The 25,854-nt window shown below is 60.3% G+C and carries 22 protein-coding genes and 2 pseudogenes; 15 read left to right on the top strand and 9 right to left on the bottom strand.

All coding sequences use genetic code 11. The features are described from left to right. Nucleotides 1–118: 118 nt before the first annotated feature. The 7 genes and pseudogenes from barA to galE all read left to right on the top strand — a co-directional run bounded on the left by barA (nucleotide 119) and on the right by galE (nucleotide 9,115). Nucleotides 119–2,836 carry a two-component sensor histidine kinase BarA gene (barA, locus tag ACTG2O_RS07775; RefSeq protein ID WP_042052370.1) on the top strand — a complete coding sequence of 906 codons (2,718 nt, stop codon included), beginning with the start codon at nucleotides 119–121 and terminating at the stop codon, nucleotides 2,834–2,836. Nucleotides 2,837–2,925: 89 nt separating this feature from the next. Further along, nucleotides 2,926–3,405 carry a DUF1456 family protein gene (locus ACTG2O_RS07770; protein WP_005343323.1) on the top strand — a complete coding sequence of 160 codons (480 nt, stop codon included), beginning with the start codon at nucleotides 2,926–2,928 and terminating at the stop codon, nucleotides 3,403–3,405. A 34-nt stretch (nucleotides 3,406–3,439) separates the two neighbouring features. Further along, complete coding sequence (locus ACTG2O_RS07765; protein WP_439975561.1) at nucleotides 3,440–4,327, top strand: N-acetylmuramoyl-L-alanine amidase; 888 nt, start codon at nucleotides 3,440–3,442, stop codon at nucleotides 4,325–4,327. Between the two features lie 154 nt (nucleotides 4,328–4,481). Beyond that, nucleotides 4,482–4,949, top strand: coding sequence for a Dps family protein (locus tag ACTG2O_RS07760; RefSeq protein WP_005362843.1), 468 nt, complete (start codon nucleotides 4,482–4,484; stop codon nucleotides 4,947–4,949). 289 nt (nucleotides 4,950–5,238) lie between these two features. Then, nucleotides 5,239–6,887 (top strand): annotated as a pseudogene (gene hcp / locus ACTG2O_RS07755) (hydroxylamine reductase). A gap of 111 nt (nucleotides 6,888–6,998) precedes the next feature. Further along, complete coding sequence (locus ACTG2O_RS07750; protein ID WP_216956297.1) at nucleotides 6,999–7,985, top strand: hybrid-cluster NAD(P)-dependent oxidoreductase; 987 nt, start codon at nucleotides 6,999–7,001, stop codon at nucleotides 7,983–7,985. 116 nt (nucleotides 7,986–8,101) lie between these two features. Then, entirely contained in the window at nucleotides 8,102–9,115 is a 1,014-nt protein-coding gene (gene galE / locus ACTG2O_RS07745; protein WP_139443338.1) for a UDP-glucose 4-epimerase GalE, read from the top strand. A 60-nt stretch (nucleotides 9,116–9,175) separates the two neighbouring features. On the opposite strand, the gene ACTG2O_RS07740 is transcribed toward galE, so the two are convergent. Continuing rightward, the gene (locus ACTG2O_RS07740) at nucleotides 9,176–10,138 is read right to left on the bottom strand and encodes an IS1595 family transposase (RefSeq protein ID WP_439975560.1); all 963 of its coding nucleotides are present in this window, start codon (nucleotides 10,136–10,138) and stop codon (nucleotides 9,176–9,178) included. Between the two features lie 86 nt (nucleotides 10,139–10,224). Further along, nucleotides 10,225–10,926, bottom strand: a complete 702-nt coding sequence (locus tag ACTG2O_RS07735; protein ID WP_439975559.1) for a phosphatase PAP2 family protein — start codon at nucleotides 10,924–10,926, stop codon at nucleotides 10,225–10,227. Nucleotides 10,927–11,184: 258 nt separating this feature from the next. Between ACTG2O_RS07735 and mpl the strand changes: the two genes are divergently transcribed. Beyond that, the gene (gene mpl / locus ACTG2O_RS07730; protein WP_439975558.1) at nucleotides 11,185–12,555 is read left to right on the top strand and encodes a UDP-N-acetylmuramate:L-alanyl-gamma-D-glutamyl-meso-diaminopimelate ligase; all 1,371 of its coding nucleotides are present in this window, start codon (nucleotides 11,185–11,187) and stop codon (nucleotides 12,553–12,555) included. Beyond that, nucleotides 12,552–13,163: a flavin prenyltransferase UbiX gene (locus tag ACTG2O_RS07725; RefSeq protein ID WP_439975557.1), complete on the top strand. Its 612-nt coding sequence runs from the start codon at nucleotides 12,552–12,554 to the stop codon at nucleotides 13,161–13,163. The genes mpl and ACTG2O_RS07725 overlap by 4 nt, the downstream gene beginning before the upstream one ends. Nucleotides 13,164–13,235: 72 nt before the next feature. On the opposite strand, the gene ACTG2O_RS07720 is transcribed toward ACTG2O_RS07725, so the two are convergent. Next, nucleotides 13,236–13,850, bottom strand: a complete 615-nt coding sequence (locus ACTG2O_RS07720; RefSeq protein WP_159144328.1) for a TetR/AcrR family transcriptional regulator — start codon at nucleotides 13,848–13,850, stop codon at nucleotides 13,236–13,238. Nucleotides 13,851–14,051: 201 nt separating this feature from the next. Between ACTG2O_RS07720 and hpt the strand changes: the two genes are divergently transcribed. The 3 genes and pseudogenes from hpt to ACTG2O_RS07705 all read left to right on the top strand — a co-directional run bounded on the left by hpt (nucleotide 14,052) and on the right by ACTG2O_RS07705 (nucleotide 16,380). Then, the gene (hpt, locus tag ACTG2O_RS07715) at nucleotides 14,052–14,582 is read left to right on the top strand and encodes a hypoxanthine phosphoribosyltransferase (protein WP_005335618.1); all 531 of its coding nucleotides are present in this window, start codon (nucleotides 14,052–14,054) and stop codon (nucleotides 14,580–14,582) included. Between the two features lie 111 nt (nucleotides 14,583–14,693). Further along, a pseudogene (locus ACTG2O_RS07710) lies at nucleotides 14,694–15,610 on the top strand (ABC transporter ATP-binding protein). Then, on the top strand, nucleotides 15,607–16,380 hold the full coding sequence (locus ACTG2O_RS07705; RefSeq protein ID WP_005335622.1) for an ABC transporter permease: 774 nt from the start codon (nucleotides 15,607–15,609) through the stop codon (nucleotides 16,378–16,380). Before ACTG2O_RS07710 ends, ACTG2O_RS07705 begins: the two are co-directional and overlap by 4 nt. 59 nt (nucleotides 16,381–16,439) lie before the next feature. On the opposite strand, the gene ACTG2O_RS07700 is transcribed toward ACTG2O_RS07705, so the two are convergent. After that, nucleotides 16,440–18,542, bottom strand: coding sequence for a hypothetical protein (locus ACTG2O_RS07700; protein WP_439975556.1), 2,103 nt, complete (start codon nucleotides 18,540–18,542; stop codon nucleotides 16,440–16,442). Nucleotides 18,543–18,841: 299 nt separating this feature from the next. On the opposite strand from ACTG2O_RS07700, the gene ACTG2O_RS07695 reads away from it, so the two are divergent. The 3 genes from ACTG2O_RS07695 to ACTG2O_RS07685 all read left to right on the top strand — a co-directional run bounded on the left by ACTG2O_RS07695 (nucleotide 18,842) and on the right by ACTG2O_RS07685 (nucleotide 20,266). Further along, nucleotides 18,842–19,195, top strand: a complete 354-nt coding sequence (locus tag ACTG2O_RS07695) for a hypothetical protein (protein WP_439975555.1) — start codon at nucleotides 18,842–18,844, stop codon at nucleotides 19,193–19,195. Nucleotides 19,196–19,314: 119 nt separating this feature from the next. Then, a complete protein-coding gene (locus tag ACTG2O_RS07690) occupies nucleotides 19,315–19,734 on the top strand; it encodes a MauE/DoxX family redox-associated membrane protein (RefSeq protein ID WP_439975554.1) in 420 nt (139 codons plus the stop codon). A 4-nt stretch (nucleotides 19,735–19,738) separates the two neighbouring features. Then, nucleotides 19,739–20,266 (top strand): rhodanese-like domain-containing protein, encoded by a 528-nt coding sequence (locus ACTG2O_RS07685; RefSeq protein ID WP_058056622.1) that lies wholly within the window; start codon nucleotides 19,739–19,741, stop codon nucleotides 20,264–20,266. 83 nt (nucleotides 20,267–20,349) lie between these two features. On the opposite strand, the gene ACTG2O_RS07680 is transcribed toward ACTG2O_RS07685, so the two are convergent. The 5 genes from ACTG2O_RS07680 to pcnB all read right to left on the bottom strand — a co-directional run bounded on the left by ACTG2O_RS07680 (nucleotide 20,350) and on the right by pcnB (nucleotide 25,693). Beyond that, entirely contained in the window at nucleotides 20,350–21,714 is a 1,365-nt protein-coding gene (locus tag ACTG2O_RS07680) for a cation:dicarboxylate symporter family transporter (RefSeq protein ID WP_439975553.1), read from the bottom strand. Nucleotides 21,715–21,858: 144 nt separating this feature from the next. Next, nucleotides 21,859–22,713 (bottom strand): pantoate--beta-alanine ligase, encoded by an 855-nt coding sequence (gene panC / locus ACTG2O_RS07675; RefSeq protein WP_019445357.1) that lies wholly within the window; start codon nucleotides 22,711–22,713, stop codon nucleotides 21,859–21,861. A 201-nt stretch (nucleotides 22,714–22,914) separates the two neighbouring features. After that, the gene (gene panB, locus ACTG2O_RS07670) at nucleotides 22,915–23,709 is read right to left on the bottom strand and encodes a 3-methyl-2-oxobutanoate hydroxymethyltransferase (protein ID WP_005335640.1); all 795 of its coding nucleotides are present in this window, start codon (nucleotides 23,707–23,709) and stop codon (nucleotides 22,915–22,917) included. Next, a complete protein-coding gene (gene folK / locus ACTG2O_RS07665) occupies nucleotides 23,706–24,215 on the bottom strand; it encodes a 2-amino-4-hydroxy-6-hydroxymethyldihydropteridine diphosphokinase (protein ID WP_005354659.1) in 510 nt (169 codons plus the stop codon). Before folK ends, panB begins: the two co-directional genes overlap by 4 nt. An 11-nt stretch (nucleotides 24,216–24,226) precedes the next feature. Next, entirely contained in the window at nucleotides 24,227–25,693 is a 1,467-nt protein-coding gene (gene pcnB / locus ACTG2O_RS07660; RefSeq protein ID WP_439975552.1) for a polynucleotide adenylyltransferase PcnB, read from the bottom strand. Nucleotides 25,694–25,854: the final 161 nt, after the last annotated feature.

Raw genomic sequence — 25,854 nt, 5'->3', positions numbered from 1 at the left:
GTGGAATCTGCTGCCGGGTATTGTCCCACAAGAATAATAGTATGACCAAATACGGCCACAGAGCCCGTGTATTGCCATCAACCCTATCACCAACCCTGTTCACTGGTGGCCTGTTCGTATGACCAAATATGGCCTGAGAGCACGCGTTCTCGCCTTCACCATCCTGCCGACCCTGATCATCGGTGGCCTGATGGCCGGTTACTTCACCTTCCACCGCTACCAGCAGCTGGAAAACAACCTCATTGATCAGGGGATCAACATCATCGAACCGCTGGCGATCGCCAGTGAATACGGGATGACCCAGCACAGTCGCGAATCCCTCAAGCGGCTGATTGGCCTGACCCATCGCAAGAACTCCCCCTTCATCAAATCCATCGCAGTCTTCACCCAGGACAACCAGCTGTTCGTCACCTCGAACTACCACCGGGATTTCACCCGGCTCAGGCTGCCCGATGGCGAGCCCATTCCGGATCTGACCAGCGTGACGTTTCAGGGGGACGACATCATTTTGCGCACCCCGATCCAGGCTGAAACCAGTCTGGATGGCTTCCCGCTGCCCAGCGATGTGGAGCCGCCGATGATCGGCTACATCTCGATGCAGATGGCGACCGATAGGGCCATGCTGCTGCAGTACCGCGACACCTTCTTTGCGGTGATCATGGTGCTCATCGGGGTCGCCTTCAGTACCCTGTTTGGCTTCCGGCTGGTCAAGAGCGTGACCCAGCCCATCACCAACATGGTGCAGGCGGTGCACAAGATCAGGGAGGGGCGGCTCGATACCCGAGTCAGCGGCCAGCTAACCGGCGAGCTGGATATGTTGAAAAACGGCATCAACGCCATGGCCAAGGCGCTCTCCGAATATCACGAAGAGATGCAGCAGAATATCGATCAGGCCACCTCTGACTTGCGCGAAACGCTGGAGCAGATCGAGATCCAGAACGTCGAACTCGACATGGCCAAGAAGCGGGCGCAGGAGGCGGCGCGGGTCAAGTCGGAGTTTCTGGCCAACATGTCCCACGAATTGCGTACCCCGCTCAACGGGGTCATCGGCTTTACCCGCCAGCTGCTGAAAACCAGCCTGACTCCGAGCCAGACCGACTATATGCAGACCATCGAGAAGTCGGCGCGCAACCTGCTTGGCATCATCAACGACATCCTCGACTTCTCTAAGCTGGAAGCGGGCAAGCTGCAGCTGGAGCATATCCCGTTCAGCCTGCGCGATACCCTCAACGAGACCATGCACCTGCTCGGCCCCAGCGCCCACGACAAACAGCTGGAGCTCTCCCTGCGGGTGGATGCCGATGTGCCGGACTACCTCACCGGCGACCCCATGCGTCTGCAACAGGTGCTGACCAATCTCACCGGCAACGCCATCAAGTTCACCGAGCAGGGCAACGTGGATGTCCATATCGAGCAGACCGGCAGTGGCAACCACAAGGTGAGGCTCAACGTCCAGATCCGCGATACCGGCATCGGCATCTCCCAAGAGCAGCAACATCAGCTGTTCCAGGCCTTCAATCAGGCCGACTCCTCCATCTCCCGCCGTTATGGCGGCACGGGCCTGGGCCTCGTCATCACCCAGAAGCTGGTGCAGCAGATGGGCGGCCAGATCCGCTTCGAATCGGAGCTCGGCAAAGGCTCCATCTTCTCGTTCAGTCTGGATGTGGAGGTCTCGCCCCTGCCCCAGACCGATCAACTGCCGCTGGATCGGATCCGTGGCAAACGACTCTGGCTGCTGGAGCCGGATCCCTTCGCGCAAGCCTCCCTGCTCGCCCTGCTGGCGGAGTGGCACCTCGATGTGCACCCACTGACCAGCGATGATCCCTGGCCCGAGATGAGCGAGCAGGAGATGGTGATCATCGGCAGCAGCACCCTGCATACACCGCAGCAGGTGCTCGGCCGTCTCGACAGACTGAACGGCCAGCAGCAGAACACCATAGTGCTGCTTAGCAGCCACGAGCCAGCGCTCTATGAAGCTATGCTGGCCCATGGCGCCCAGCACTGTCTCTCCAAACCGGTCAACCACCGCAAGCTGCTGCACGCCCTGCTTTCGCCGGAATCGAGCCGCCAGAAGCTGCCCGCCCAGCCTGCGCCGCGCCAGTTGCAGCCAATCAAGGTGCTGGCGGTGGATGACAACGCCGCCAACCTCAAGCTGATCGCCGCCATGCTCAAAGAGATGGTGAGTCAGGTGGTGGTGTGCAAAAACGGCAAGGAGGCAGTCAAACAGGCACAGAGCCAACCGTTCGACATCATCTTCATGGATATCCAGATGCCGATCATGGATGGCATCAGCGCCACCCAGGCGATCCGCAACCAGTCCCTCAACACCACCACCCCGATCGTGGCGGTGACCGCCCACGCCATTCCCGGCGAACGGGAGCGGCTGATCCGGCAGGGGATGGACGACTATCTGGCCAAGCCCATCGACGAGAGCATGCTGGCCCAGCTCATCACCGACTTTGCACATCGCCGCCACCAGAATAATGGTGCCCAACAGATCGACTGGGCACTGGCGGTGCGGCAAGCGGCGGGGAAAGAGCATCTCGCCAGAGAGATGCTGACCATGCTGCTGGCCAGTTTCGACGAAGTGGAACCTGTGCTGGATAGCGCGCTGGCGGGCGAAATTGAAGATAGCGAAGTGCTGGCCCAGCTCCATCGCCTCAACGGTGGCTGTGCCTATTCCGGGGTGCCGGGGCTGCAACGGCTGCTCTCCCAGCTGGAGCAACAGCTGCGTGACGGCGTGCCGGTCAGCGAGCTGGAACCCGAGCTGCTGGAGCTGCAAGATGCGCTGGAACTGGTGCGCCAGGAGGCGCCCCGCTATCTCGGCAAGGCTTGATGAGCTTGACCTGAACTGTATCGGCCCTCGCTTTTTCTGACGCGAGGGCCGCCAGATGGTAAAGTTGCGCCGTTTACACAGGAGTCAGCATGACCAACAACGATATTCTGCGCCGTCTGCGCTACGCCCTCACCATCAGCAACGACCAGATGGTCGAGATGTTTGCCAAGGGCAACCTGACGGTCACTCACGCCCAGCTGCACAGCTGGTTGATGAAAGAGGCGGCGGAAGGTGAAGAGCAAGAGGCAGGCTATGTCGCCTGTCCCGACTCGGCTCTGAGCCAGTTCCTCGACGGTTTCATCATCGCCCGCCGCGGCGTGCGGGAAGATGCACCGCCCCAGGTGATCCCGAACCGGATCAACAACAACATGATCCTGCGCAAGCTGCGCATCGGTCTCAACTTCAAGGAAGAGGATATGCTCGGCACCCTCAAGCTCGCCGACTTCAACCTCTCCAAGTCCGAGCTCAGTGCCCTGTTCCGCTCCAAGGATCACAAGCACTATCAGGATTGCGGGGATCAGATCCTGCGCAACTTCCTGATCGGTCTCACGGCCAAATACCGCGGCTAACCAGCCGCGCGACTGACCAGACAGGGCCTTCGACATGTGCCAGCGACTCACTCCTCCCACGCTCAGCAGCCTGGCTGCAGCAGGGGGATGGCGCTGGCGCTGTTTTCTTCCCCTCTTCTTTCTGCCACTGGTTCTGCTGCTGGGTGGTTGTACTCCGTCCGAGTACCGGCTCTCTACCCGCTATCAGAGCGCCAACCAGAACGAGCGGATCGCCTTTCTGATCCTCCACTACACCGATGAAGATGATGCCAATTCCCTGCGCCTGCTGACCGAGCCGGAGCACAAGGTGAGCGCCCACTACCTGATCCCCCGCGACAGCCACGAGACACCGCTCACCGTCTATCAGCTGGTGCCGGACAGCGCGCGCGCCTGGCATGCCGGACGCAGCCGTTGGCACCAATATGCCGGGCTCAATGCCAGCTCCCTTGGCATCGAGATCGTCAACCTCGGCTATCCAGCAGAAGATGAGCCGCTGGCCCCCGATGCGCGGCGCTGGCAACCCTATACCCCACAGCAGATTGCCGCCGTCGGCGCACTCAGCCGGGAGCTGGTCGCCCGCTACCAGATTCCACCGACCCAGGTGCTGGGCCACAGCGATGTCGCCCCCGAGCGCAAGCAGGATCCCGGCCCCCACTTCCCCTGGCGCCAGCTCTATCTGACGTACGGAGTCGGCGCCTGGCCAGATGAAGGTCGGGTGGCCGAGCTACTGGCCAGCCCCTTGCCCGATTGGGATGCGGCCATGTGGCAGCAGCAGCTGGCCCGCTATGGCTATGGCCTGCCCCGGAGCGGCCAGTGGGATGAGCAGAGCCGCGCCGTCATGGGCGCCTTTCAGCTCCACTTTCGCGCCAGCAAGGTCGATAGCAAACCGGACCGCGAGTGCCAGGCCATCCTGATGGCGCTGCTCGAAAAATACTTCCCCTAATCCTCATCCATTGCCCCGTTGTTGCGTACTGTTTGATAGCCATTAGCTATCAAACAGTTAGGCACAAGCAATTGTCCCTGCATTTTGCAAGGCGTTACTCTGACTGCGTTCCGAAAGAGAATTTCAAACCGATTTCCAAATCTGGAGGTGAATGATGAAAAGCCCGATTGGTCTTGATACTGCTCAATCACAAGCCCTGGCAGCCGAGTTGAATAAATTGCTGGCCAGCTACCAGATCCTCTACATGAACGTGCGCGGCTTCCACTGGAATATCCGTGGCAACCAGTTCTTCGAACTGCACCTGAAATTTGAAGAGATTTACAACGACCTGCTGCTGAAAGTCGATGCGCTGGCCGAGCGGATCCTGACCCTGGATGGCGTGCCGATGCACAGCTTCAGCGACTATCTGAAAGTCTCTGCCATCCCCGAGCAAAAAGGGCTGCACGATGGCCGCGCCTGTGTCGAATCCCTGCTGGATAGCTTCCGCGAACTGCTGGTCGCCCAGCGCCGTATTCTGGGTCAGGCCGCCGAAGCCGGTGATGAGGGAACTGCCTCCATCCTCTCCGACTATGTGCAGCAGCAGGAAAAACTGGTCTGGATGCTGCGCGCTTATCTGGCCTGATAGTGAACCAAGCCGACTACAGCGTACGTATGCTGGCTTGAGTAAGTACCGGGCCGAAAGCTCCTGACCAGACCACGGCCCAATCCGTCTGATTGTTATGTTCTGTTGCAAACCTGAGTTGTCTCTCCTTTTATCCACCCGCTTGCCGCCCTGTTTGGGCGGCTTTTTTTATTTTTGATCTGCATCAAGGGAATCTTAATTGGCAAATTGAATACCTATTAAGTTTGTCGCGAGAGGAATAGAATCGCCACAAAACAGACAACTGAAATGTCCAATTAGGAGAGGCATGATGTTTTGTGTGCAATGTGAACAGACAATTCGTACCCCGGCAGGCAACGGCTGCGCCTACGCACAAGGTATGTGCGGCAAGACGGCGGAAACCTCGGATCTGCAGGATGTGCTGATCTATACCCTGCAGGGGCTCAGCGCCTGGGCGCTGGCCGCCCGCGAGCAGGGCATCATCGATCGCGAGATCGATGCTTTCGTGCCCAAGGCCTTCTTCGCCACCCTCACCAACGTCAACTTCGACTCGAATCGCATCGTGGCCTACGTCAATCAGGCCCTCGCCTATCGCCAGCAGTTGACCGATCGTCTGACCGCCATGGCGGTGCAGGTCAACGACTTGCCACAGTCCGCTTACTTCGAACCCGGTGCCGAGCTGCTGGAACAACTTGCCCATGCCGCACCAGCCGCACCCAATCGGGGCAAGAGCGAAGTGAACGAAGACATCATGGGGCTGCGTCTGCTCTGTCTTTACGGCCTCAAGGGCGCCGCCGCCTATATGGAGCACGCCCGGGTGCTGGATCAGCAGAGTGACGAGGTGGCCGCCGAATTCCACCGCATCATGAGCTGGCTCAGCACAGACCCGAGCGAAATGGGTCGGCTGTTCAGCTGCGCCATGGAGATCGGTCAGCTCAACTTCAAAATCATGGAGATGCTGGATCTGGGTGAAACCAGCGCCTTCGGCCATCCGAGCCGACCCGGGTCAGGGTCACCCCCATCCCCGGCAAGTGCATTCTGGTCTCCGGCCACGACATGATGGATCTCAAGCTCATTCTGGAGCAGACCAAGGGCACCGGCATTCATGTCTACACCCACGGCGAGATGCTGCCCGCGCTGGCCTACCCCTTCTTCAAACAGTACCCCCATCTGGTGGGCAACTACGGCTCCGCCTGGCAGAACCAGCAGAAGGAGTTTGCCAACTTCCCGGGCGCCGTGGTGATGACCTCCAACTGCATCATCGACCCGAACGTGGGCAACTACTCGGATCGCATCTTCACCCGCTCCATCGTCGGCTGGCCGGGCGTCACTCATCTGGAGGGGGATGATTTCTCCGCAGTGATCGCCAAGGCACTGGCACTCGATGGCTTCAAACACACCGAACTCGAGCACTTCATCACCATCGGCTTTGCCCGCAACGCCCTGATGCAGGCTGCGCCCGCGGTGATTGAAAAGGTAAAAGCCGGGGAGATCAGCCACTTCTTCCTGGTGGGTGGCTGTGACGGCGACAAGGCCGAGCGCGCCTACTTCACCGAGTTTGCCAAGGCGGCGCCGCGCGACAGCCTGCTGCTCACGCTGGGCTGCGGCAAATACAAGTTCAACAAGCTCGACTTTGGCGACATCGGCGGCATTCCGCGTCTGCTGGACGTGGGTCAGTGCAACGATGCCTACTCCGCCATCCAGTTGGCGCTGGCACTCTCCGAGGCGTTCGAGTGCGGGCTCAACGATCTGCCGCTGACGCTGGTGCTCTCCTGGTTCGAGCAAAAAGCCATCGTCATTCTGCTCACCCTGCTCTCCCTCGGGGTGAAAGACATTCGTACCGGCCCGACCGCCCCCGCCTTCCTCACCCCGGCCCTGCTCAAGGTGCTGGAGGAGCAGTTTGGCCTGAAAGGAACCACCACGGCCGAAGCGGACTTGGCAGAAATACTGGCGGCCTGATCGGCACCTCATGTTGTAAGCGTTTGGCGAGCCACCCGGCTCGCCTTTTTTCTGGATCCGGCTTTTTCATCAGACGTTTTTCAAACCGTTTCAAACCTAAGGAGCCTTGTGATGACCTCTCTCACGCTCACCTGCATTGGCCGCCAACAGAACACCCATGACGTAGTGAGCTGGCAACTGGTGCCGCTTTCCGGCAGCCTCCCTCCCGTACTGGCAGGCCAGTGCATCACCCTGCATACCGAGATAGACGGCCAGCCGGAGTGCCGCGCCTATACCCTCTCCTCCAGCCCGCAGGATGCATGCTGGCAGGTCACCATCAAGGATGTGGGACGGGTCTCTCGCCATCTGCACCAGACCTTGCAGGTGGGAGACAAGATCCGGGTGGATGGTCCGTTCGGCGATTTCAACCTGACCAACCTCCCTTGCGAACGGCCACTGCTGCTCAGTGCCGGTTCCGGCATTACCCCCATGTGGGCCATGTTGCGAGACGAGCTAACCAAACGGCCGGATGCCTATATCCGCTTTATCCATAGCGCCCGCTCGCCAGCAGATGTGATCTTCGCAGATGACTTGGCTGCATTGGCCGAAGCGCATCCCGGTGTACGCCATGCCCTGATACTGGAAGAGGCGCCAACGGCTCATCCCTGGGTGGGCCGACTCACCCCCGCTATGCTGGCCGAACTGGCCCCGGATCTGCGCGAACGCCACGTCTATCTCTGCGGCCCGGCCCCCTATATGGCGGCGGTCAGCGCCATGCTGGCAGAGCTGGGATTGCCGCCGGAGCAACTGCATCAGGAGTCCTTTGGCCTTCCTCCCGCAGAGCCCGCCACCACCAGCGACCACTTCTGGCTGACCCTGAAAAAGAGCGGCAAGAAAGTGAAAATCCTGCCGGGTCAGACCCTGCTGGCGGCACTGGAAGCAGCGGGCGAAACCATGATGGCTGCTTGTCGCGCCGGGGTATGTGGCAGCTGTCGTTGCACCACCACAGGTGACATCGAGCGCCAGAGCGTGATGACCTTGAGTGCGCAGGATCTGGAGAGCGGCGTGGCTCTGGCCTGCTCCTGCACCGCGAAAGGGGATATCAGTCTCGATTATTGAGGCGTGGTGAAGGCTTTTGTGAGGTGCGGTGAAGGCGTCATCGGTATCCCAACCTTTTCCCAAGTAGACTGGGGCGCTAGACTCTGCCCCAGTTTCACCAGAACACGGGATAAAAAATGACAATACTGGTCACAGGGGGCGCTGGCTATATCGGCTCCCACACCCTGGTTGAGCTGCTCGGCGCGGGGAAGCAGGTCGTGGTACTCGACAACCTATCCAACTCCTCACCGGAGTCACTCAAGCGGGTCGAGCAGATCACCGGCAAGCCGGTCACCTTCGTCGAAGGGGATGTGCTGGACAGAGCCTGCCTGCAGCAGCTGTTCGCCAACCACCAGATCGAATCGGTCATCCACTTCGCCGGTCTCAAGGCGGTCGGGGAGTCGAGCCAGATCCCGCTCACCTACTACCAGAACAACATCAGCGGCACTCTGGTTCTGTGCGAAGAGATGGCCAAGGCCGGGGTTTTCCGGCTGGTATTCAGCTCCTCGGCCACCGTCTATGGCGATCCCGCCTCGGTGCCGCTGCGGGAAGATTTCCCCACCAGCGCCACCAACCCCTATGGTCGCTCCAAGCTGATGGTGGAGGAGATCCTGCGCGATCTCGCCAAATCCGATCCCCGCTGGGCCATCGTACTGCTGCGTTACTTCAACCCGGTCGGCGCCCACGAGAGCGGCCTGATTGGTGAAGATCCCAACGGCATCCCCAACAACCTGCTGCCCTATATCAGCCAGGTGGGTGTCGGCAAGCTCAAGGAGCTGGGGGTATTTGGCAACGACTACCCGACCCCGGATGGCACCGGCGTGCGCGACTACATCCATGTGGTGGATCTGGCCATCGGCCACCTGAAAGCACTGGCACGCATCAAGAGCGACACCGGCGTCTTCACCTACAACCTGGGCACAGGTCAGGGCTACTCGGTACTGGAGATGGTCAAGGCGTTTGAAGCGGCCAGCGGCCGGCCCATTCCCTACCAGATCAAACCCCGTCGCCCGGGCGACATCGCCGAGTGCTGGGCAGAGCCGACGCTGGCCCGTGCCGAGCTGGGTTGGCAGGCAGAGCGCGGTCTGGAGCAGATGATGGTCGATACCTGGCGCTGGCAAAGCAACAACCCGAACGGCTATCAAGGCTGATCTCTCGCGGGTGGATAACAAAACGCCCCGAGATTTTCATGTCGGGGCGTTTTATTTTGGCTATGTCCCAATTACGTGTTGAATGGGGCGCCCCAGCGCCTCATGCAAACATGCTTTGATATTTACGCCTTTTCCGTAACGCTCCAGCATCCTGCGCCAACCCAGGTAGTTCTTCAGGTAGTGCGTCGCCACGCCATGGAACCGCTCCATCCACTCTTTCAACCGATGGTGATATCCGTTCACATGCTGGATGTGATACGCACCGACTACCCGTTCGCCTTGACGATTGCGCACCACCTGATGGGTTATACCCTGTTCCTTGCTGAAACAGGCATACACACCCGCCCCATCGCTACACAGCACCGCATCCGGTGACACCAACGGCTTCAACACCGCGATGACCGTCTCGGCATCTATTTTCTCCAACTGGAAATCCGCATGGTGGCCTGCACGGTCTTGTACCACCATCACCGGGATGTAATCTGGCCCGGTTCCACGAGTTCGACCTTTACCACCGCGATGACGTGGTGGACGCAGCAGTCCCCGCTGCCCCTTGAACGATTCAAGGAAAAAGGTCTCATCAACCTCAACGATGCCCTCTTCCCGGGTGGCCTGATGGGTTGCCATCGCGCGCAAGAAGCGGTGACGCCAGAGGAACGCGGTGTTTTTGCTGACCCCACAGCGCCGCGCGGCCTGGCGGAGAGTCAGTCCTTCGATGAGGGCTTGCGCGTAGTCTTCCCAGCACTGTGCTTTACGCAATCTGGCCAAGGGCGTCTTGGTCAGAACGGTGCTGGTGCGCAGACACAGTTTGCAACGGTAGCGGCGCAGTCCCCGACTCCATCCCCAAGGCGCCAGCTGGGTGACATCAGCCTGACAATGGGGGCAGCCACTGCATGCCGGTAACTGAGTATTGAGCGAGGTAATGGTGTGGGGTGCAGTGAGCTCCTGCTGCGCAACACGGCGCTGGCGCAGGGTCAACTGGGGAAAAAGGGACAACAGGTGTTGAAAGGCTGGGGTATCCATGATGGTAGACCTCAAGGTGATGGCCTACTTCAAGATTAGCCTTTCAACACGTAATTGGGACAGAGCCTTTATTTTGCGACGTTCAATCAGTGGGTCTGACAGCGCAGCAGCGGCACACGGGCCAATCGGGTGGCGATGCGGTCTATCAGCCGATCCGCCAGCGGGGTCAGCAGCAACCAGGGCAGGCAGAGGGTCGCCAGCCCCAGCGCGCCGACATAGACATCGGTAAACCAATGGGCGCCAGCCAGAATGCGCGGCGCGGAAAAGATCGGCACCATCAGCAATGCGGTGACTCCCGCCCAGCGCGGCAGATAGCGCAGGGCAAAACCGGCGAAGATCATCAGGAACAGAGCGTGATCGCCGGGGAAGCTGTCACCGGAAGAGTCCTTGGTCGGAATACCGCTGATCTGGGTCAGCCGAAGCGCATCGGCCACCATCAGGGTCGGGCTGGGTCGCTCCACCGGCAACCTGTGACCAAGCTGGTTGATCACCAGTGCGCTCAGCAACATCACTATGCCCATTGCCACCAGCTGGCGACGACCCGCCAGATCCCGTGCAAAGAAACATCGGGCCAGGATCAACCCCATACAGGCCAACACCGCCAGATCGAACAGCCGGTTATTGGTGATGGCCACCAGATCGGCCCACAGAGCCGACTGGCCGAGCCAGCCGTTAACGGTATGAAAAATCGCGAGGTCCCACTGATCCCAGGGACCATGAGCGGGCAGCGCAGCCCAACTGATGGCCACCAGACCACCGACCAGATAGCAAAGCAGGAACTTGCCCATGGGGACTCTCCTTTGGAAAAGGGCGATATCGTAAAACTGTAGCGTGCGTCACAAAACCGAAGAATTGTAAGAAAGTGCGACACAATATCAAGCCTCAAATAAAGCCTTCCAGCCCATTCCAATCTCGCATATCCCAACAGCGCCAAGATTTCTGCCTCCAGTGCTGCATCTGTGGGCCTCTCACCATGAGTGCGGCTTGTGCCACCACCGCAACACCCCCTAGAATGCGCACTTCCCTTTACTGCGAAAGGAAGCGGTATGCATATTCACATTCTCGGGATCTGCGGCACCTTTATGGGTGGTCTGGCGGTGTTGGCAAAACAGCTTGGTTACCGGGTGACCGGTTCGGATGCCAATGTCTATCCCCCCATGAGTACCCAGCTCGAGCAACAGGGCATCGAACTGACCGAAGGCTATGACCCCTCCCAACTCGATCCGACGCCTGATCTGGTGGTGATCGGCAACGCCATGAGCCGCGGCAACCCCTGTGTTGAATATGTGCTGGACCGCAATTTGCCCTACATCTCCGGCCCCCAGTGGCTGCTGGAGCATGTGCTGCAGGATCGCTGGGTGCTGGCCGTTGCCGGTACCCACGGCAAAACCACCACCGCCAGCATGCTGGCTTGGGTGCTGGAGTACGCCAAGCTGGAGCCCGGTTTCCTGATCGGCGGCGTGCCGGGCAACTTCCCGGTCTCGGCCCGTCTCGGCTCCGCCCCCTTCTTTGTCATCGAAGCGGACGAGTATGACTGCGCCTTCTTCGACAAACGCTCCAAGTTCGTCCACTACCACCCGCGCACCCTGGTGATGAACAATCTGGAGTTCGACCACGCGGACATCTTCCCGGATCTCGCCGCGATCCAGCGCCAGTTCCACCACCTGATGCGCACCGTGCCGAGCAACGGCCGGGTGCTGTTCCCACAAGCCGATGACAACCTCACCGCCGTGCGCAAGATGGGCTGCTGGAGCGAGGTAGAGCTGGTGGGTCAGGACGACGCCAAGTGGCAGGCGGTCAAGCTGGCCGATGACGGCTCCGCCTTCGAGGTGTGGCTGGATGGTGAAAAACAGGGCGAGGTGCACTGGGAGTGCATTGGCGAACACAACGTCAACAACGGCCTGATGGCTATCGCGGCCGCCCGCCATGCTGGCGTGATGGTGGAGCACGGCATCGCTGCCCTCTGCCAGTTCAAATCCCCCAAGCGGCGGATGGAGCTCAAGGGCGAAGTGGCTGGCATCAGCGTCTATGACGACTTTGCCCACCACCCCACCGCCATCGAGACCACCCTCGGCGGCCTGCGCGCCAAGGTGGGTGAGGCCCGTATTCTGGCGGTGCTGGAGCCACGCTCCAACACCATGAAGCTGGGGGTTCACAAGGAGGAGCTGGCTGGCTGCTTCGATGGTGCCGACGAGGTGTTCTTCTTCCAGCCCCCCAACATCGGCTGGGATCTCGGCGAGGTGACCGCCCATATGACCCGACCGGCCAAGGTATTCAACGATCTGGAGACCTTGATCAACCGGTTGGTGGCCGAGAGCCGCGATGGCGACCATATTCTGATCATGAGCAACGGCGGCTTCGGTGGCATTCATGACAAGCTGATCACCCGCCTCAAGGATTACCACGGCGAACTATGAACAAAGCGATCACCCTGGCGCTGACCGGCGCCTCCGGCGCCCCCTACGCCCTGCGCCTGCTCCAGTGTCTGGTGCAGGCGGATTATCGGGTCTACCTGCTCGCCTCATCGGCGGCACGAGTGGTACTCAAGACCGAGCAGCAGCAGGATTGGCCCGGCTCGCCGAGAGAGCTCTCTGTTTATCTTTGTCGCCAATATGGCGCCAAGGAGGGGCAGATTGTCGCCTGCGGCAAGGAGGAGTGGTTCTCGCCGGTGGCCTCCGGTTCGGCCGCGCCCAAACAGATGGTGGTCTGCCCCTGCTCCATGGGCACCGTCTCGGCCATTGCCAACGGCACCTCTGACAACCTGCTGGAACGGGCGGCGGATGTGGTGATCAAGGAGCGCGGCCAGCTGATCCTGGTGCCCCGCGAAACCCCCTTCTCGGCGATCCATCTGGAGAACATGCTGAAACTGGCACGGCTCGGGGTGACCATCATGCCCGCTGCCCCCGGTTTCTATCATGAGCCGAAAAGCATCGCCGATCTGGTGGACTTTATGGTCGCCCGCATCCTAGATCATCTGGGTGTCGAGCATGAGTTGACCCACCGCTGGGGCTATGGCCACCACTGAGCTGACCGCCATATCCGGCCATAAAAAAACGGCGCCACTCAATGAGTGACGCCGTTTTTTCGTTAAGCCGTGTTAGCGAGCCTGAATTGGCGCCGTCACGTACTTGAACAGGAAATCAGTCACCTCTTGGCGCACCGGGCGCTGAGGTTGATTGATCATCTGCATCATCACATAGCCAAAACCGGTCAGAGAGCGGGCCAGATCCTGTGCTGACAGCACGCTGGTGATCTCCCCTACATCCATGGCGGTTTGCAGCTCGCTGGCGATCAGCTCAAGGCAGTGATCGAGCAGCCGGGTATAGCGGGGCCATACCTCTTCCCGAACCGATGAGCTCCACTCCAGCCAGATACCGGCATAATCCGGTTGATCGTAGGCGGCATCGACAGAGAGGCGTACATGACGCTGGATCTTGTCGAAAATGGAGCCCTGGTCACCGTATGCCTGCGACAGCATCTGGTTCACAAAGCGTTCGATCTCGGCCAGCACCTCATCTACCAACTCCTCGCGGGTGTTGAAATAGTTGAAGACGGTAGCCACAGAGACCTTGGCCTGTTCGGCTATCTCGGCGTGACCTGCACGGCCAATGCCGCGACGGGAGAACACCTCGATGGCACATTCCATCAATTGGGAGCGACGAGCTTCCGGCGACAGCCGGGTACGACGTCTTATTTCTGCGCGTGGTTCCATAGTTTTTATCATCTAATAGTTATTGATTATGGTGTTTATAGTATTTTAACTAATCATGCCTGAGTGCCTGCTAACTCTATCAATTAAAATAAGCCGATAAAAGCACCACGTATCTCTAGCACCCTTCAACATGAGTGGTAGAATCATCGGTTTTGATATTCATGAACGGCCAAATCCCCTTTGGCCTTATGGGAGTAAGTGATGAAACACACCGTCGAGGTGATGATCTCCGAGGCTGAAGTAGCCGCCCGGATCGCCAAATTGGGTGAAGAGATCACCGCCCGCTATCAGGGTTCTGACGAAGTCGTGATGATTGCGCTGCTGCGCGGTTCCTGCATCTTCCTGGCCGACCTCTGCCGCCAGTGCCAGCTGCCCATCACCCTGGACTTCATGACCGCCTCCAGCTACGGCTCCGGCATGCACAGCACCCGTGACGTCCGCATCCTCAAAGACCTGGACGACGACATCAAGGGCAAGGATGTGGTGATCGTAGAAGACATCATCGACACCGGTTACACCCTCAACAAGGTGCGCGAGATCCTCTCCCTGCGCGAGCCGAAATCCCTGGCCATCTGCACTCTGCTGGATAAACCCTCCCGCCGCGAAGTGCAGGTGCCGGTCGACTGGATTGGCTTCGCCATTCCGGACGAATTCGTGGTCGGTTGTGGCATCGACTACGCCCAGAAGTACCGCAACCTGCCGTTTATCGGCAAAGTGGTACCCCAGGAGTAAGCCAGGTTCAGGAATATCACGGGTGAAGCGGCCTTGCGCCCTTTACTCTGTGCAGGCGGCCTTGGCCGCCTTTTCTGTATCGAGCCGGATTCAACCATCACAGAGGTTGCAATGAACGCACTGGAAATCAGCGGCCTGAAAAAGACCTATCAGGGGGGCGTTGAAGCCCTTAAAGGCATCGATCTTACCGTCAGGCAGGGGGATTTCTTCGCCCTGCTCGGCCCGAACGGCGCGGGCAAATCCACCACCATCGGCGTCATCAGCTCGCTGGTGAACAAGAGCGCCGGCAAGGTGAAGGTATTTGGCTACGACATCGACAGCGATCTCGAACAGGCCAAGGCCCAGCTCGGGCTGGTGCCGCAGGAGTTCAACTTCAGCCAGTTCGAGAAGGTGATCCAGATCGTCACCCATCAGGCCGGTTTCTACGGCGTGCCCAAGGCGGAAGCCAAGATCCGCGCCGAAAAGTACCTGCGCCAGCTCGATCTGTGGGAGAAGCGTGACATGCCTGCCCGCACCCTCTCCGGCGGCATGAAGCGCCGCCTGATGATCGCCCGCGCCCTGATGCACGAGCCCAAGCTGCTGATCCTCGATGAACCGACCGCCGGGGTCGATATCGAGATCCGACGCTCCATGTGGACCTTCCTCAAGGATCTCAACGAACAGGGCGTCACCATCATCCTTACTACCCACTATCTGGAAGAAGCGGAGATGCTCTGCCGCAACATCGGCATCATCGACAAGGGTCGTCTGATCGAGAACACCAGCATGAAGAATCTGCTGGGCAAGCTGGGTCGCGAGACCTTCCTGCTCGACCTTGCGCCAGGTTCTGCCGTACCCGGGTGCCAGAGTTCAACGGCCGCATGCCGGATGAGCGCACCCTTGAGGTGGATCTCGACAAGAGCCAGTCACTCAACAGCCTGTTCGAGCAGCTGTCGAACCAGCAGGTGCAGGTCGTGAGCATGCGCAACAAGGCCAACCGGCTGGAAGAGCTGTTCGTCAATCTGGTCGAAGAGGGGAGAAAAGCATGAATCTGGCCATCTATTACATCGCCTTCAAGAGCATTCTGGCCAAAGAGGTGAGCCGCTTCACCCGGATCTGGATCCAGACCCTGGTGCCACCGGCCATCACCATGAGCCTCTACTTCGTCATCTTCGGCAACCTGATCGGTTCGCGCATCGGTGACATGGGCGGTTTCACCTACATGGAGTTCATCGTGCCCGGCCTCATCATGATGTCGGTGATCACCAACTCCTACTCCAACGTCGCCTCCTCCTTCTTCAGCGCCAAGTTCCAGCGCAATATCGAGGAGATGCTGGTCGCGCCGGTACCCAACTACGTCATCATCGCCGGTTACGTGGGCGGTGGCGTGGCGCGCGGCCTCTGCGTCGGCCTTATCGTCACCCTGGTGTCGCTGTTCTTCGTGCCGCTGCAGATCCACCATCTGTTCAGCGTCTGCTTCACCGTGCTGCTCACCGCCATCCTCTTCTCGCTGGGTGGCCTCATCAACGCGGTGTTTGCCAAGACCTTCGACGACATCAGCATCATCCCTACCTTCGTGCTGACACCCCTCACCTATCTGGGCGGCGTGTTCTACTCCATCAGCCTGCTGCCCCCGTTCTGGCAGAGTGTCTCCCAGGTGAACCCCATCATCTACATGGTGAACGCGTTCCGTTACGGCTTCCTCGGTATCTCCGACGTGCCACTCGGCACCGCCTACCTCATCATCATCGGCTTTATCGTGGCCCTCTACGGTATCGCCTGGTGGCTCATCTCCCGCGGCACCGGCCTGCGCCACTGATTGCCAAAACGGGCACCTCGCGGTGCCCGTTTTCATTGTCCGGCCCACCTCGGGATGACCTAGACCCGGATGGCGTGATCCTTTAGCAGCCGGGCGGTGAGCTCAAGCTTCTCGTTGCGCTCGGCGGCCCGTTCGGGAACCGTGACGCCCCCCAGCTCATCGACCCGCACCTGACCGAAGGCATCGTCGATAGCCTGCGCCATGGCGGTTCGACCAGCAGCGAGCTCGGGATCGATCAGGCTCTCCTGCATCCGGATCCGGTTCTCGCTGGCCGCCAGCTGCAGTTCCTCCAACTGGGTGGCGAGAGTGACAATCCGGTTATCGACCCGCTGGGCCAGTTCGAAGAGACGGTTTTCATTCCCTGCCACCATCGCCAGTCCATCTAGCTGCTCCCCTTTGCGCTGATCAAAGTTGCTTACCGCACGAGCGGCCAGCTCCAGTGCATAAGCCTTGGTGGCCATGGCGTTGACTCCGCCCTCCCAACCGACATCTGACCCCACCCCCAGTGTCACGCCAAGGGTAGTATGAAACTTGGCTCCCTGTGGCCCGAAAGCCGCAGTGGCACCGGCCGATGCACCGATACCCAGATTGGCGGAGGCGCGTACTTTGGCCGAAAGGCTATAGGCATCCGCATACTGACTCTTGAGCAGATTGAGCTGGGCACTCCCCTCTGCTTTCATACCAGCAAAGGCCGAGGCGTTGGCCGTCACGCTGACCACTGGCCCATTGGGCGTCATGATAGCCGCTGCACCGGCCTCCAGCTTGGCATTGGCTACCACCTCGGCCGAGCCTGCCAGCTTGGCGTTAAGCAGGTTGCCGATAGTCCAGCTCCCCTCAACCGACAGCCCCAGCCTGCTCACCAGCTCGGCACTGGCCCCGATGCGCAGCAGACTAAGGTCATGGGGCCCCGGTGTGTAACGCGATCCGTCGGTATCATTGACGATCTTGTTCACCGGATTGAACACCAATGAGCCCTCCGCCTTGCCAATCACCAGCTCGGCCTTGGCACTCGCCTTGTTCTCCTGGGTCAGAGCCACCTTGCCGGCAAACTCTCCTACCGGTGTGTCGCGACGCCCCTCCCACTTGCCAATCTCGATCTTGGCGAAAGCCTCCACCAGCGCACTGGCACTGACCAGCCCGAGCCCGCCAAAAGCCTTCTGGCTCACGGGCTCACCCGGTTTCAGCTCCTTGCTGGCAGCAGAGAGAGGGCTCTTGAGCTCGGCCCGGACACCACTCTGATAGTGCTTGCCTGATGCGCCCTCTCCCTGCCAGAGCGCCTTCTCCTGCGCCTCGCGCTCAAGCCAGGGCTCATTCAGTCCATCCACCAGCGCGGTCAGCAGCTCGGTCCTGAGCAGGCCAATCTCCCCCTGCTTGCTCACCTGCTGCTGAATGCTGAGATCCAGAACCTCCTTGAGGTGGCCCAGCTCCAGCAACTGACTGTGGGTAAGCAGGATATCGCGACCATTCTCCTCGGCAGTGGCTTGGGGCTTGAGCTCACCCAGTGCGGGCAGAGCCTGACGCAAGGTCCCGCAAAACAGCTGCCACTCGTGACTTGTAGCGACCTCTTCACGGGTCGGCGCCCGCTCCAGCCGCCGCGCCATCATCCCCTCACTCACCCCGAACATCAGATCGAGCCCTCCTTGCAGCTCCCGCTTGAACAAGTCGTTGGCCCCCTCCTGTTGCAGGCGAGCCAACTCGCTGCACCACTGGCGGATCTGCTGGTTACTCTCGATAGGCTGATTGACCCTCCCCTGCTCGTTGCAGACCCACGCCAGCTGAAATGAGGGAGGCTTGCCACCCTGCGCCAACGCCTGACGGCGGACAGCGATGTCATCAACCAGTTTTTGCAACACGGGATCCTGCTGACGGGAGCGGTTCTTGCCCGAGTCGATCCAGAACTGCAGCGCCTGTTCGATCTTCGCCAACCCGGCCAGTGAAGGCGTTAGCTGGGCCTGGTAGTGCCGCACGGCCTGCTTGACCGCCTTGAGTTCCGGGCTCTGCCGATGGCCAATACCACGGCGGATCCCCCTATCGAACTCCCGGCTACCGGCATCCAGCAGCCGTAGTCTGGCGTTGCCAAGGCGAGCAGTAGCAGGAGGTGTAGCATCAGGAGTTGTCTGCTGATGACGACTTACATCGATATCCGGGGAGGTAATTTTCATGGCAAGAAACCTGCGTTGATGAGAGAGAAGATCCTCAGCGTACGCCGCCCCCCCTTGTCACCCTGTCAGCGATGGTCCCGCTTTTTTAGGATTCGGACTGACCCGTAAAAGATGTCTGTCAGCTCACAATTTCGGCACAACCACTCGCCCCTCCGACCGAAAACAATAAAAAAATGACGACAAGTGATAAGCAGCCACCGATCAGCCGCATAGGGTGTCACTCTTCCCCTGCCAGAGGTTTGGCCATGTATCACGCTCTCATCACAGCCCTGTACACACAACTTGGACTTCCGCTTCCGGTGGCCGGACAGACAGCCACCACCCTGACCATCAACGACGAGCTGGTACTGACGCTGGCAGAGGATGAGGGCCATCTGGTGATCTATCTGCTGCTACCGGGCCACGCTATGCCCAACACGCCCCTGCTCAACCACCTTGGCGACGAGCCGGTGTTTCTGCTGGATCAGACCGAGCGGGGAGAGACCCTGATCTGGGCCCGCGAGTGGCTCGATCATCTGACGGTCGACAGCCTGCTGCTACTGCTCGAGCGGGCCATCGAGCTGGCTGCCGAACTGCTGACCCACCAGCACGACAGGGAGCAATCGACACAGCCACAACATCCCGCCTCCACAACCACCACCATCAGGGTCTAGCGCCCCCATTCTGGTCACTGCCCCGCAAAATCGAGATTTATCTTGTCCGGCATGGGTTTAGTCATTGCGGCTCAATCGGGAATTGTTAGAATTCACTCCTCTCTATAAAGAGGTATAACATGCCTGCGTTGTTGCGCATGCTGGCCAATCTGGCGCTGGGGGGATTCTTTCTCGCCTCCGCCGGGTTCAAGCTGGTATCCCCCGACCTGTTCATCGAGCAGATCGGCGCCTTTGGCCTGATCTGGCCGCCGCTGATCCCGTTCGTGGCCTGGGGGCTGATTGCCCTTGAGCTCTGCGCAGGGCTTGCGGTCATCGCCAACCGGCGCTGGGGACTCTGGCTGGTGATCGGGCTGCTCACCCTGTTTATTCCGGTGTTGGGCTATGGCGTTGCCATCGGGCTCGACATCTCTTGCGGCTGTCTGGGCAGGGCTGATCTCGGCTCGTTGCCGGAGGCCATTGTGCGGGATCTGCTGCTACTGACGCTTGCGGGCGCCCTGCTGCGAACTTCCCGCCCCGTTTTTCCCGTTCTAAAGGAGTAGTGACATGATGACATTGCGATCCCGCACTCTGCTGGCCTCGCTGATCGCCGCCAGCTTTGCCCTCGCGGGCTGTGGCGACAACCAGTTCGAGCAGGAGGTGAAGCTTGAGCAATCGGCGGTGCAGTTGGCACAGGAGGCGCAGCAGGGAGGCTATCAGCTGCTGACCGTGGCCGAGCTGAAGACCCGGATGGACAAGGGCGAGGAGCTGGTGATCATCGACACCATGCCCTATGAGGACTCCTACAAGAAGGAGCACATTCCGGGCGCCAAGAACTTTGTCTTCGTGAAAGAGGCCAAGGCCGGTGACAACTGGAGCGAGATCGTCGAGGGAAGCGGCACGGCGGAGCAGTTCCAGGCGCTGCTGGGTGAAGACAAGTCCCGCCCGGTGGTGATCTACTGCGGCTTCGTCAAGTGCGGCCGCAGCCACAACGCAGCCGCCTGGGCGGTGACTCAGGGCTATCAGCAAGTCTATCGGGTACCGGGCGGCATCTTCGCCTGGAAAGGAGCCGGTTACCCCGTATCTGCCGAGTAACCGCGTCTGCCCGCAAGGCAACACAGCCGATATGAAAGAAGCCCGCAACTGCGGGCTTCTTTCATATTGGACAACTCTCGGAGTTAACTGGCGGCCTGCGTCTGCACCGTCTCCACGTTGGCCAGTTGCTGCTTGCCCAGCAAACGCTTGGTGATCATCGCCGCCATAATGGAGCCGTTGACGTTGAGAGCTGTGCGGCCCATATCCACCAGCGGCTCGATGGCGATCATCACTCCCACCAGCGCGATGGGGAAATTGAGGGTGGAGAGCACGATAAGCGCAGCGAAGGTGCCGCCACCGCCGACGCCAGCCACCCCGATGGAGCCCAGCGCAATCACTGGCAGCAGAGTCAGCAGAAACAGGGGATCAAACGGGTTGATGCCGAGCATGGGGGCAATCATCGCCACCATCATGGCCGGATAGATACCGGCGCAGCCGTTCTGGCCGAGGTTGGCACCGAACGAGGCGGCAAAGTTGGCGATGCTGGCGGGCACACCAAGACGTTGCTGGGTCTCGATACTGAGCGGAATGGAGGCGGCGCTGCTGCGGGAGATAAAGGCGAAGGTGAGCACGCCCCACACTTCCCGCAGATAGTGCAGCGGGTTCTGGCCGATCAGCAGCAGGATCACCATGTGCACCGCAAACATCGCCAGAATGGCGACGTAGCAGACCAGAATAAAGCCGAGCAGGCTGAGGATCTCGCTCAGGGGATAGTGGGCCACCACCCGGGCGATCAGCGCCATCACGCCATAGGGGGTGAGCGCAATCACCACCCGCACCACCTTCATCACCCACAGTTGCAGGGTGTCGATGGCGACGGCGGCGCGGGCACCGGCCTCTGGATGCTCCGCCTTCAACTGCAGCAGAGCAACCCCGGCCAGCACGGTGAAGATCACCACGCCGATCACCGAGAGACCGCGGCTACCCGCCATATCGGCGGCAAAGTTGGTGGGCACCAGCGAGAGCAGCAGGGCAGGCAGGGTCTGGGCACTGTCGATGGTGCTCATGCTCTGTTGCAGCGCAGCCGTGTCGCTGCCGTGGCTCAGCAACCCTTCTGCGGTGAGGCCACTCAGATGGGTCACCGTCATCCCCACCACACCGGCGATCATCACCAGGGTCAGCATGGAGCCGATCAACACTGCGCTGATCTTGCCGAGGGACTGGGCCTGCTCCAGCTTGTTGATGGCGGAGAGGATGGAGGTGAACACCAGCGGCATCATCACCACCTTGAGCAGGCTGACATAGCCACCGCCGATGATATTGACCCACTCCAGGGTCTGCTGGACACCGGCATCATCGGCACCCCAGCCCAGTTGCAGCGCCAGCCCGAACAGGGCGCCAAACAGCAGACCCGCAAGCACCTTGCGCGAGAGCGGCACCGAAGCGGGTAGCCGGGTCAGGGCAAAACAGAGCAGACAAAAGAGCAACGAAGCAAACAAGGTAAACATAAATAAACACCTGTTGCGGCCATCAGGGCCGATTGTGGAGAGAGAAAACAGCGTGTGCGAGCAGAGTCGCGAGGGAAAACGCCAAATGGCAGGCGTGAAAAAGCAGCGGACGCCCGGGAAGGCGTCCGCTGACAATCGGGGGAATTACTTCTTTACGGTGACGACGCGGTTGTCGATAAGACGGGCCTTGCCAAGATAAGCGGCCATCAGGATCACCAGCTGCGCGCTCTCGTCAGTGGCGGATTCGAGGGTGGCGGCATCGACAATGTCGATGGCATCGGTACGAAAACCGGCATTGTCGAGACGCTGGCTGGCCTGCGCCACCAAGGAGGGCAGGTGGTGGTCACCCGCTTCAATCTGCTCGGCGATCCAGTTCATGGTGCGCGCCAGCTCGGGGGCAATGGCCCGCTCGGCCGCAGTCAGGTAGCCGTTGCGGGAAGAGAGTGCCAGCCCGTCTTCGGCCCGCACGGTGGGCACGCCGACGATCTCTATGGGCATCGCCATGTCGGCCACCATCTTGCGAATGAGCGCCAGCTGCTGGTAATCCTTCTGGCCAAAACAGGCCACATCCGGCTGTACCAGATTGAACAGCTTGGTAACGACAGTGCTGACCCCGCGGAAGTGACCCGGGCGCAGTGCCCCCTCCAGCAGATTGGAGAGACCCGGCACCTCGACGAAGGTCTGGCTGGCCAGCCCCTGCGGATACATGATCTCCGGAGTCGGGGTGAACACCATGTCGACGCCGGCCGCTTCCAGCGCAGCGCAATCCTGCTCAAGGGTGCGCGGGTAGTTGGCGAGATCCTCGGCCTTGTCGAACTGCATCGGGTTGACGAAGATGCTGACCACCACCTTCTCGGCGTGGCTGTGCGCCTCTTTCACCAGCGTCAGGTGGCCCTGATGCAGATTACCCATGGTGGGCACGAATGCGATGGCACGCCCTTCACGGCGCCATTGGCTTATCTGCTCACGCAGAACGACGGGATTATTTACGACCAACATCAGCAGTTCACCTTCCGATAAATCAAAAAGAGAGACGGGTTGCATCTACCGGTAGCGCTCGGGCGGGATGGGGCACGAACATGGCTATCAGCAGTTCACCTTTAGATGAATCAATAAGATACGGATTAGCTATACGGATTAACTGTGCAAGGCTGACAAGCAGAGACGGGGGCCGCAGCCCCCATCATGCAACTGCCAGGATCAGTTGAAGCAGTGCTCCGGGCCGGGGAAGCTCCCCTCGCTCACCTGCTGGACATAGAGGCGGATGGCGGCACGCACATCGCCGGTCTCGGCCAGGAAGTTCTTGGTGAACTTGGGCACATAGCCGGAGGTGACGCCAAAGGCATCGTGCATCACCAAAATCTGACCGTCGGTCGCGGGGCCGGCACCAATGCCGATCACCGGGATGCGAAGCGCCTTGGTGATGCGCTCGGCCAGCGCAGTGGGCACACACTCGAGCACCAGCAGCTGGATACCGGCCGCTTGCAGTTCGAGGGCCTGACGGTAGATCTCCTGGGCTTGAAACTCATCGCGCCCCTGCACCTTGAAGCCGCCAAAGACATGAACGGATTGCGGAGTGAGGCCGAGGTGACCGCACACCGGCACCCCGTTGCGGGTGAGGTGGCGGATGGAGTCACACAGCCAGTCGCCCCCTTCCATCTTCACCATGCGGGCACCGGCCGCCATCAGGCGGGCAGCGTTCTGGTAAGTCTGCTCGGGAGTGGCGTAGCTCATGAACGGCATGTCGGCGACCACCAGTGCCTTGCTGGCACCGCGCGCCACACAGCGGGTGTGATAGACCATCTCATCCATGTTGACCGCCAAGGTATCCTGACCCCCTTGCAGCACCATGCCCAGCGAATCGCCGATGAGCAGCACGTGGGCCCCCTCGTCGTCGAACAGCTTGGCAAAGGTGGCATCATAGGCGGTGATGGCGGTGAACTTTTGACCTTCCTGCTTCATCTTCAGCAGGCTGGCGGTGGTGATCTTGCTCATAGAGGCTCCTGTACGTCTGCACGCGGGGCAATGATGGCCAAATCATTGTGCGGGCAGCGGGCAACCAGTCGGGCGAGCGGGGTGCCGCAGGGCAGCACCAGAGCAGGCGCAATTTCGGCAAGGGGCAGCAGCACGAACTCCCGCTCCTTCATGCCGTAGTGGGGTACGATCAGGCGCTCATGGTTGATCACCTGATCCCCATAGAGCAGCAGATCGAGATCCAGAGTTCTCGGCCCCCACCGCTCATCTTTGCGCACACGTCCCTGTTCCAGCTCGATTTTTTGTAATTGATCCAGCAGCGCAAGGGGCGCGAGCCGGGTATTGAGCCGGGCCACGGCATTGACGTAGTCCGGTTGGTCAGCAGGCCCCATGGGGCGGCTGCTGTAAAACGACGAGGCCTCCACCAGCACAGATTCCGGCAACCTTGCCAACGCGGCAACGGCGCGACGAGCCTGACCCAGCGGATCAGACAGGTTGGAACCAATGGCGATGAAGACCTCGGTCATCACGTCTGTTGTCACTCGGCCACTTTCGGTTTGCGGCGACGGGGGCGACGGCGGTTGCGGCTGTTGCTGCTGCGTTTCTCGCCATCGTGGCTGCGAGCCTCGCCGCGCTCACCGCTGGCCGGGCGACGGGTCGCTTCACGCTGCAGTTGCGGACGCACATCCGGATTGGAGGCAACATACCGCTCCCACCAGCTGGCCAGCTCGCCGAGACCGCGCTCGACCCGGTTGCGCAGCAACAGGAAGTCGAACGCCGCGCGGAACTTGGGATGCTCCATGGCGCGCTCGGGGTGTTTGCCCTGACGACGGGTCAGCCGCTGTTGCAGTGCCCAGATGTCGCGGACATCTGTGGTGAAACGGCGGGGAACGGCGATGATCCGCACCTGATTGTCCAGCACCTCGTTGATCGCCAGCATGAAGGCGTCATACCAGGGCAGGCCGCTCTCGTTCTCCAGCACCCGACCACGGGCCTCGACGCAGCCCCACAGCAGGGTGGCGTAGAGGAAGGCGGGAGTGACGCGCTTGTCTTCGCGGACGCGGGTGTCGGTATCGATCAGCGCCTGCTCGATAAACTGCTCGTAGGGCGAGTTGCCGTGCGGGGTAAACAGCGCAGCCACTTGCGGGAACAGCTGCTGGAACAGGCCATACTCGCGCAGCAGTTTGTAGGTCGCCAGACCGTCGCCAGCCAGGAACAGCTTGAGGGTCTCCTCAAACAGGCGGGCAGCAGGGATGTCTTGCAGCAGTGGCGCCAGCTCCTTGATGGGGGCGGCGGTACGCGGGCTGATGGTCATATCCAGCTTGGCGGCAAAGCGCACGGCGCGCAGCATCCGCACCGGATCTTCACGATAACGGGTCTCGGGATCGCCGATCAGCTCAAGCTTGCGCTCGGCCAGATCTTCCAGACCCCCCTCGAAATCGTGCAGGGTGAAATCTTTGGCGCTGTAGTAGAGGGCGTTGACGGTAAAGTCGCGGCGCTCGGCATCCTCTTCGATGGTGCCGTAGACGTTGTCGCGCAGCAGCATGCCTTCATCAGACTGGGCCGACACATGTTTGCTGGTATTGACCTGATGGTGGTGACCCCGGAAGGTGGCCACTTCGATCACGTCACGACCAAAGACAATGTGGGCCAGGCGGAAACGACGGCCAATCAGGCGGCAGTTGCTGAACAGCGCCTTGATCTGCTCCGGCGTCGCATCGGTTGCGATGTCGAAATCCTTGGGCGTCTTCCCGAGCAGCAGATCCCGGACTCCGCCGCCGACCAGGTAGGCTTCGTAGCCGCCCTTGTTCAGGCGATAGAGCACCTTGAGTGCATTATCGCTGATCTCTTTGCGCGAAATAGGGTGCTGATCACGGCTTAAGGTACGACGTTGACCGGCGACACGGGCTGGAATGGGGGATTCCACCGACTGCTCGCCGTCTTCCTTGCCGAGCACCTTGCGGCAAAAGTTTGCGATCTGGGAAAAAATGGTACACCTCTTCATGACTTCTAAATTGACGGGAGGCCAAAAAATAGCGGCCTATCATAGCTCACGCCTAACCAAATGAAAAACCGTGCAGACAATTGATCCCGCATGAAACCGTCTGCCAGCGAAAATAGCGGTCAATCTGCACATAGCTCACACCTGACCAAATGAAAAACCGT

The organism is Aeromonas sp. 61P, assembly GCF_051919545.1.
In the GTDB taxonomy this organism is placed as follows: Bacteria; Pseudomonadota; Gammaproteobacteria; order Enterobacterales; family Aeromonadaceae; genus Aeromonas; species Aeromonas veronii.
The sequence above is the reverse complement of the archived record's forward strand: the minus strand, read 5'-3'. Positions and strand labels throughout refer to the sequence as shown.

Bases quoted from the DNA above. Each gene is read 5' to 3' on its own strand.
- barA (WP_042052370.1), top strand. From the start codon at position 119: ATGACCAAATATGGCCTGAGAGCACGCGTTCTCGCCTTCACCATCCTG.
- ACTG2O_RS07770 (WP_005343323.1), top strand. From the start codon at position 2,926: ATGACCAACAACGATATTCTGCGCCGTCTGCGCTACGCCCTCACCATC.
- ACTG2O_RS07765 (WP_439975561.1), top strand. From the start codon at position 3,440: ATGTGCCAGCGACTCACTCCTCCCACGCTCAGCAGCCTGGCTGCAGCA.
- ACTG2O_RS07760 (WP_005362843.1), top strand. From the start codon at position 4,482: ATGAAAAGCCCGATTGGTCTTGATACTGCTCAATCACAAGCCCTGGCA.
- ACTG2O_RS07750 (WP_216956297.1), top strand. From the start codon at position 6,999: ATGACCTCTCTCACGCTCACCTGCATTGGCCGCCAACAGAACACCCAT.
- galE (WP_139443338.1), top strand. From the start codon at position 8,102: ATGACAATACTGGTCACAGGGGGCGCTGGCTATATCGGCTCCCACACC.
- ACTG2O_RS07740 (WP_439975560.1), bottom strand. From the start codon at position 10,138: ATGGATACCCCAGCCTTTCAACACCTGTTGTCCCTTTTTCCCCAGTTG.
- ACTG2O_RS07735 (WP_439975559.1), bottom strand. From the start codon at position 10,926: ATGGGCAAGTTCCTGCTTTGCTATCTGGTCGGTGGTCTGGTGGCCATC.
- mpl (WP_439975558.1), top strand. From the start codon at position 11,185: ATGCATATTCACATTCTCGGGATCTGCGGCACCTTTATGGGTGGTCTG.
- ACTG2O_RS07725 (WP_439975557.1), top strand. From the start codon at position 12,552: ATGAACAAAGCGATCACCCTGGCGCTGACCGGCGCCTCCGGCGCCCCC.
- ACTG2O_RS07720 (WP_159144328.1), bottom strand. From the start codon at position 13,850: ATGGAACCACGCGCAGAAATAAGACGTCGTACCCGGCTGTCGCCGGAA.
- hpt (WP_005335618.1), top strand. From the start codon at position 14,052: ATGAAACACACCGTCGAGGTGATGATCTCCGAGGCTGAAGTAGCCGCC.
- ACTG2O_RS07705 (WP_005335622.1), top strand. From the start codon at position 15,607: ATGAATCTGGCCATCTATTACATCGCCTTCAAGAGCATTCTGGCCAAA.
- ACTG2O_RS07700 (WP_439975556.1), bottom strand. From the start codon at position 18,542: ATGAAAATTACCTCCCCGGATATCGATGTAAGTCGTCATCAGCAGACA.
- ACTG2O_RS07690 (WP_439975554.1), top strand. From the start codon at position 19,315: ATGCCTGCGTTGTTGCGCATGCTGGCCAATCTGGCGCTGGGGGGATTC.
- ACTG2O_RS07685 (WP_058056622.1), top strand. From the start codon at position 19,739: ATGATGACATTGCGATCCCGCACTCTGCTGGCCTCGCTGATCGCCGCC.
- ACTG2O_RS07680 (WP_439975553.1), bottom strand. From the start codon at position 21,714: ATGTTTACCTTGTTTGCTTCGTTGCTCTTTTGTCTGCTCTGTTTTGCC.
- panC (WP_019445357.1), bottom strand. From the start codon at position 22,713: ATGTTGGTCGTAAATAATCCCGTCGTTCTGCGTGAGCAGATAAGCCAA.
- panB (WP_005335640.1), bottom strand. From the start codon at position 23,709: ATGAGCAAGATCACCACCGCCAGCCTGCTGAAGATGAAGCAGGAAGGT.
- folK (WP_005354659.1), bottom strand. From the start codon at position 24,215: ATGACCGAGGTCTTCATCGCCATTGGTTCCAACCTGTCTGATCCGCTG.
- pcnB (WP_439975552.1), bottom strand. From the start codon at position 25,693: ATGAAGAGGTGTACCATTTTTTCCCAGATCGCAAACTTTTGCCGCAAG.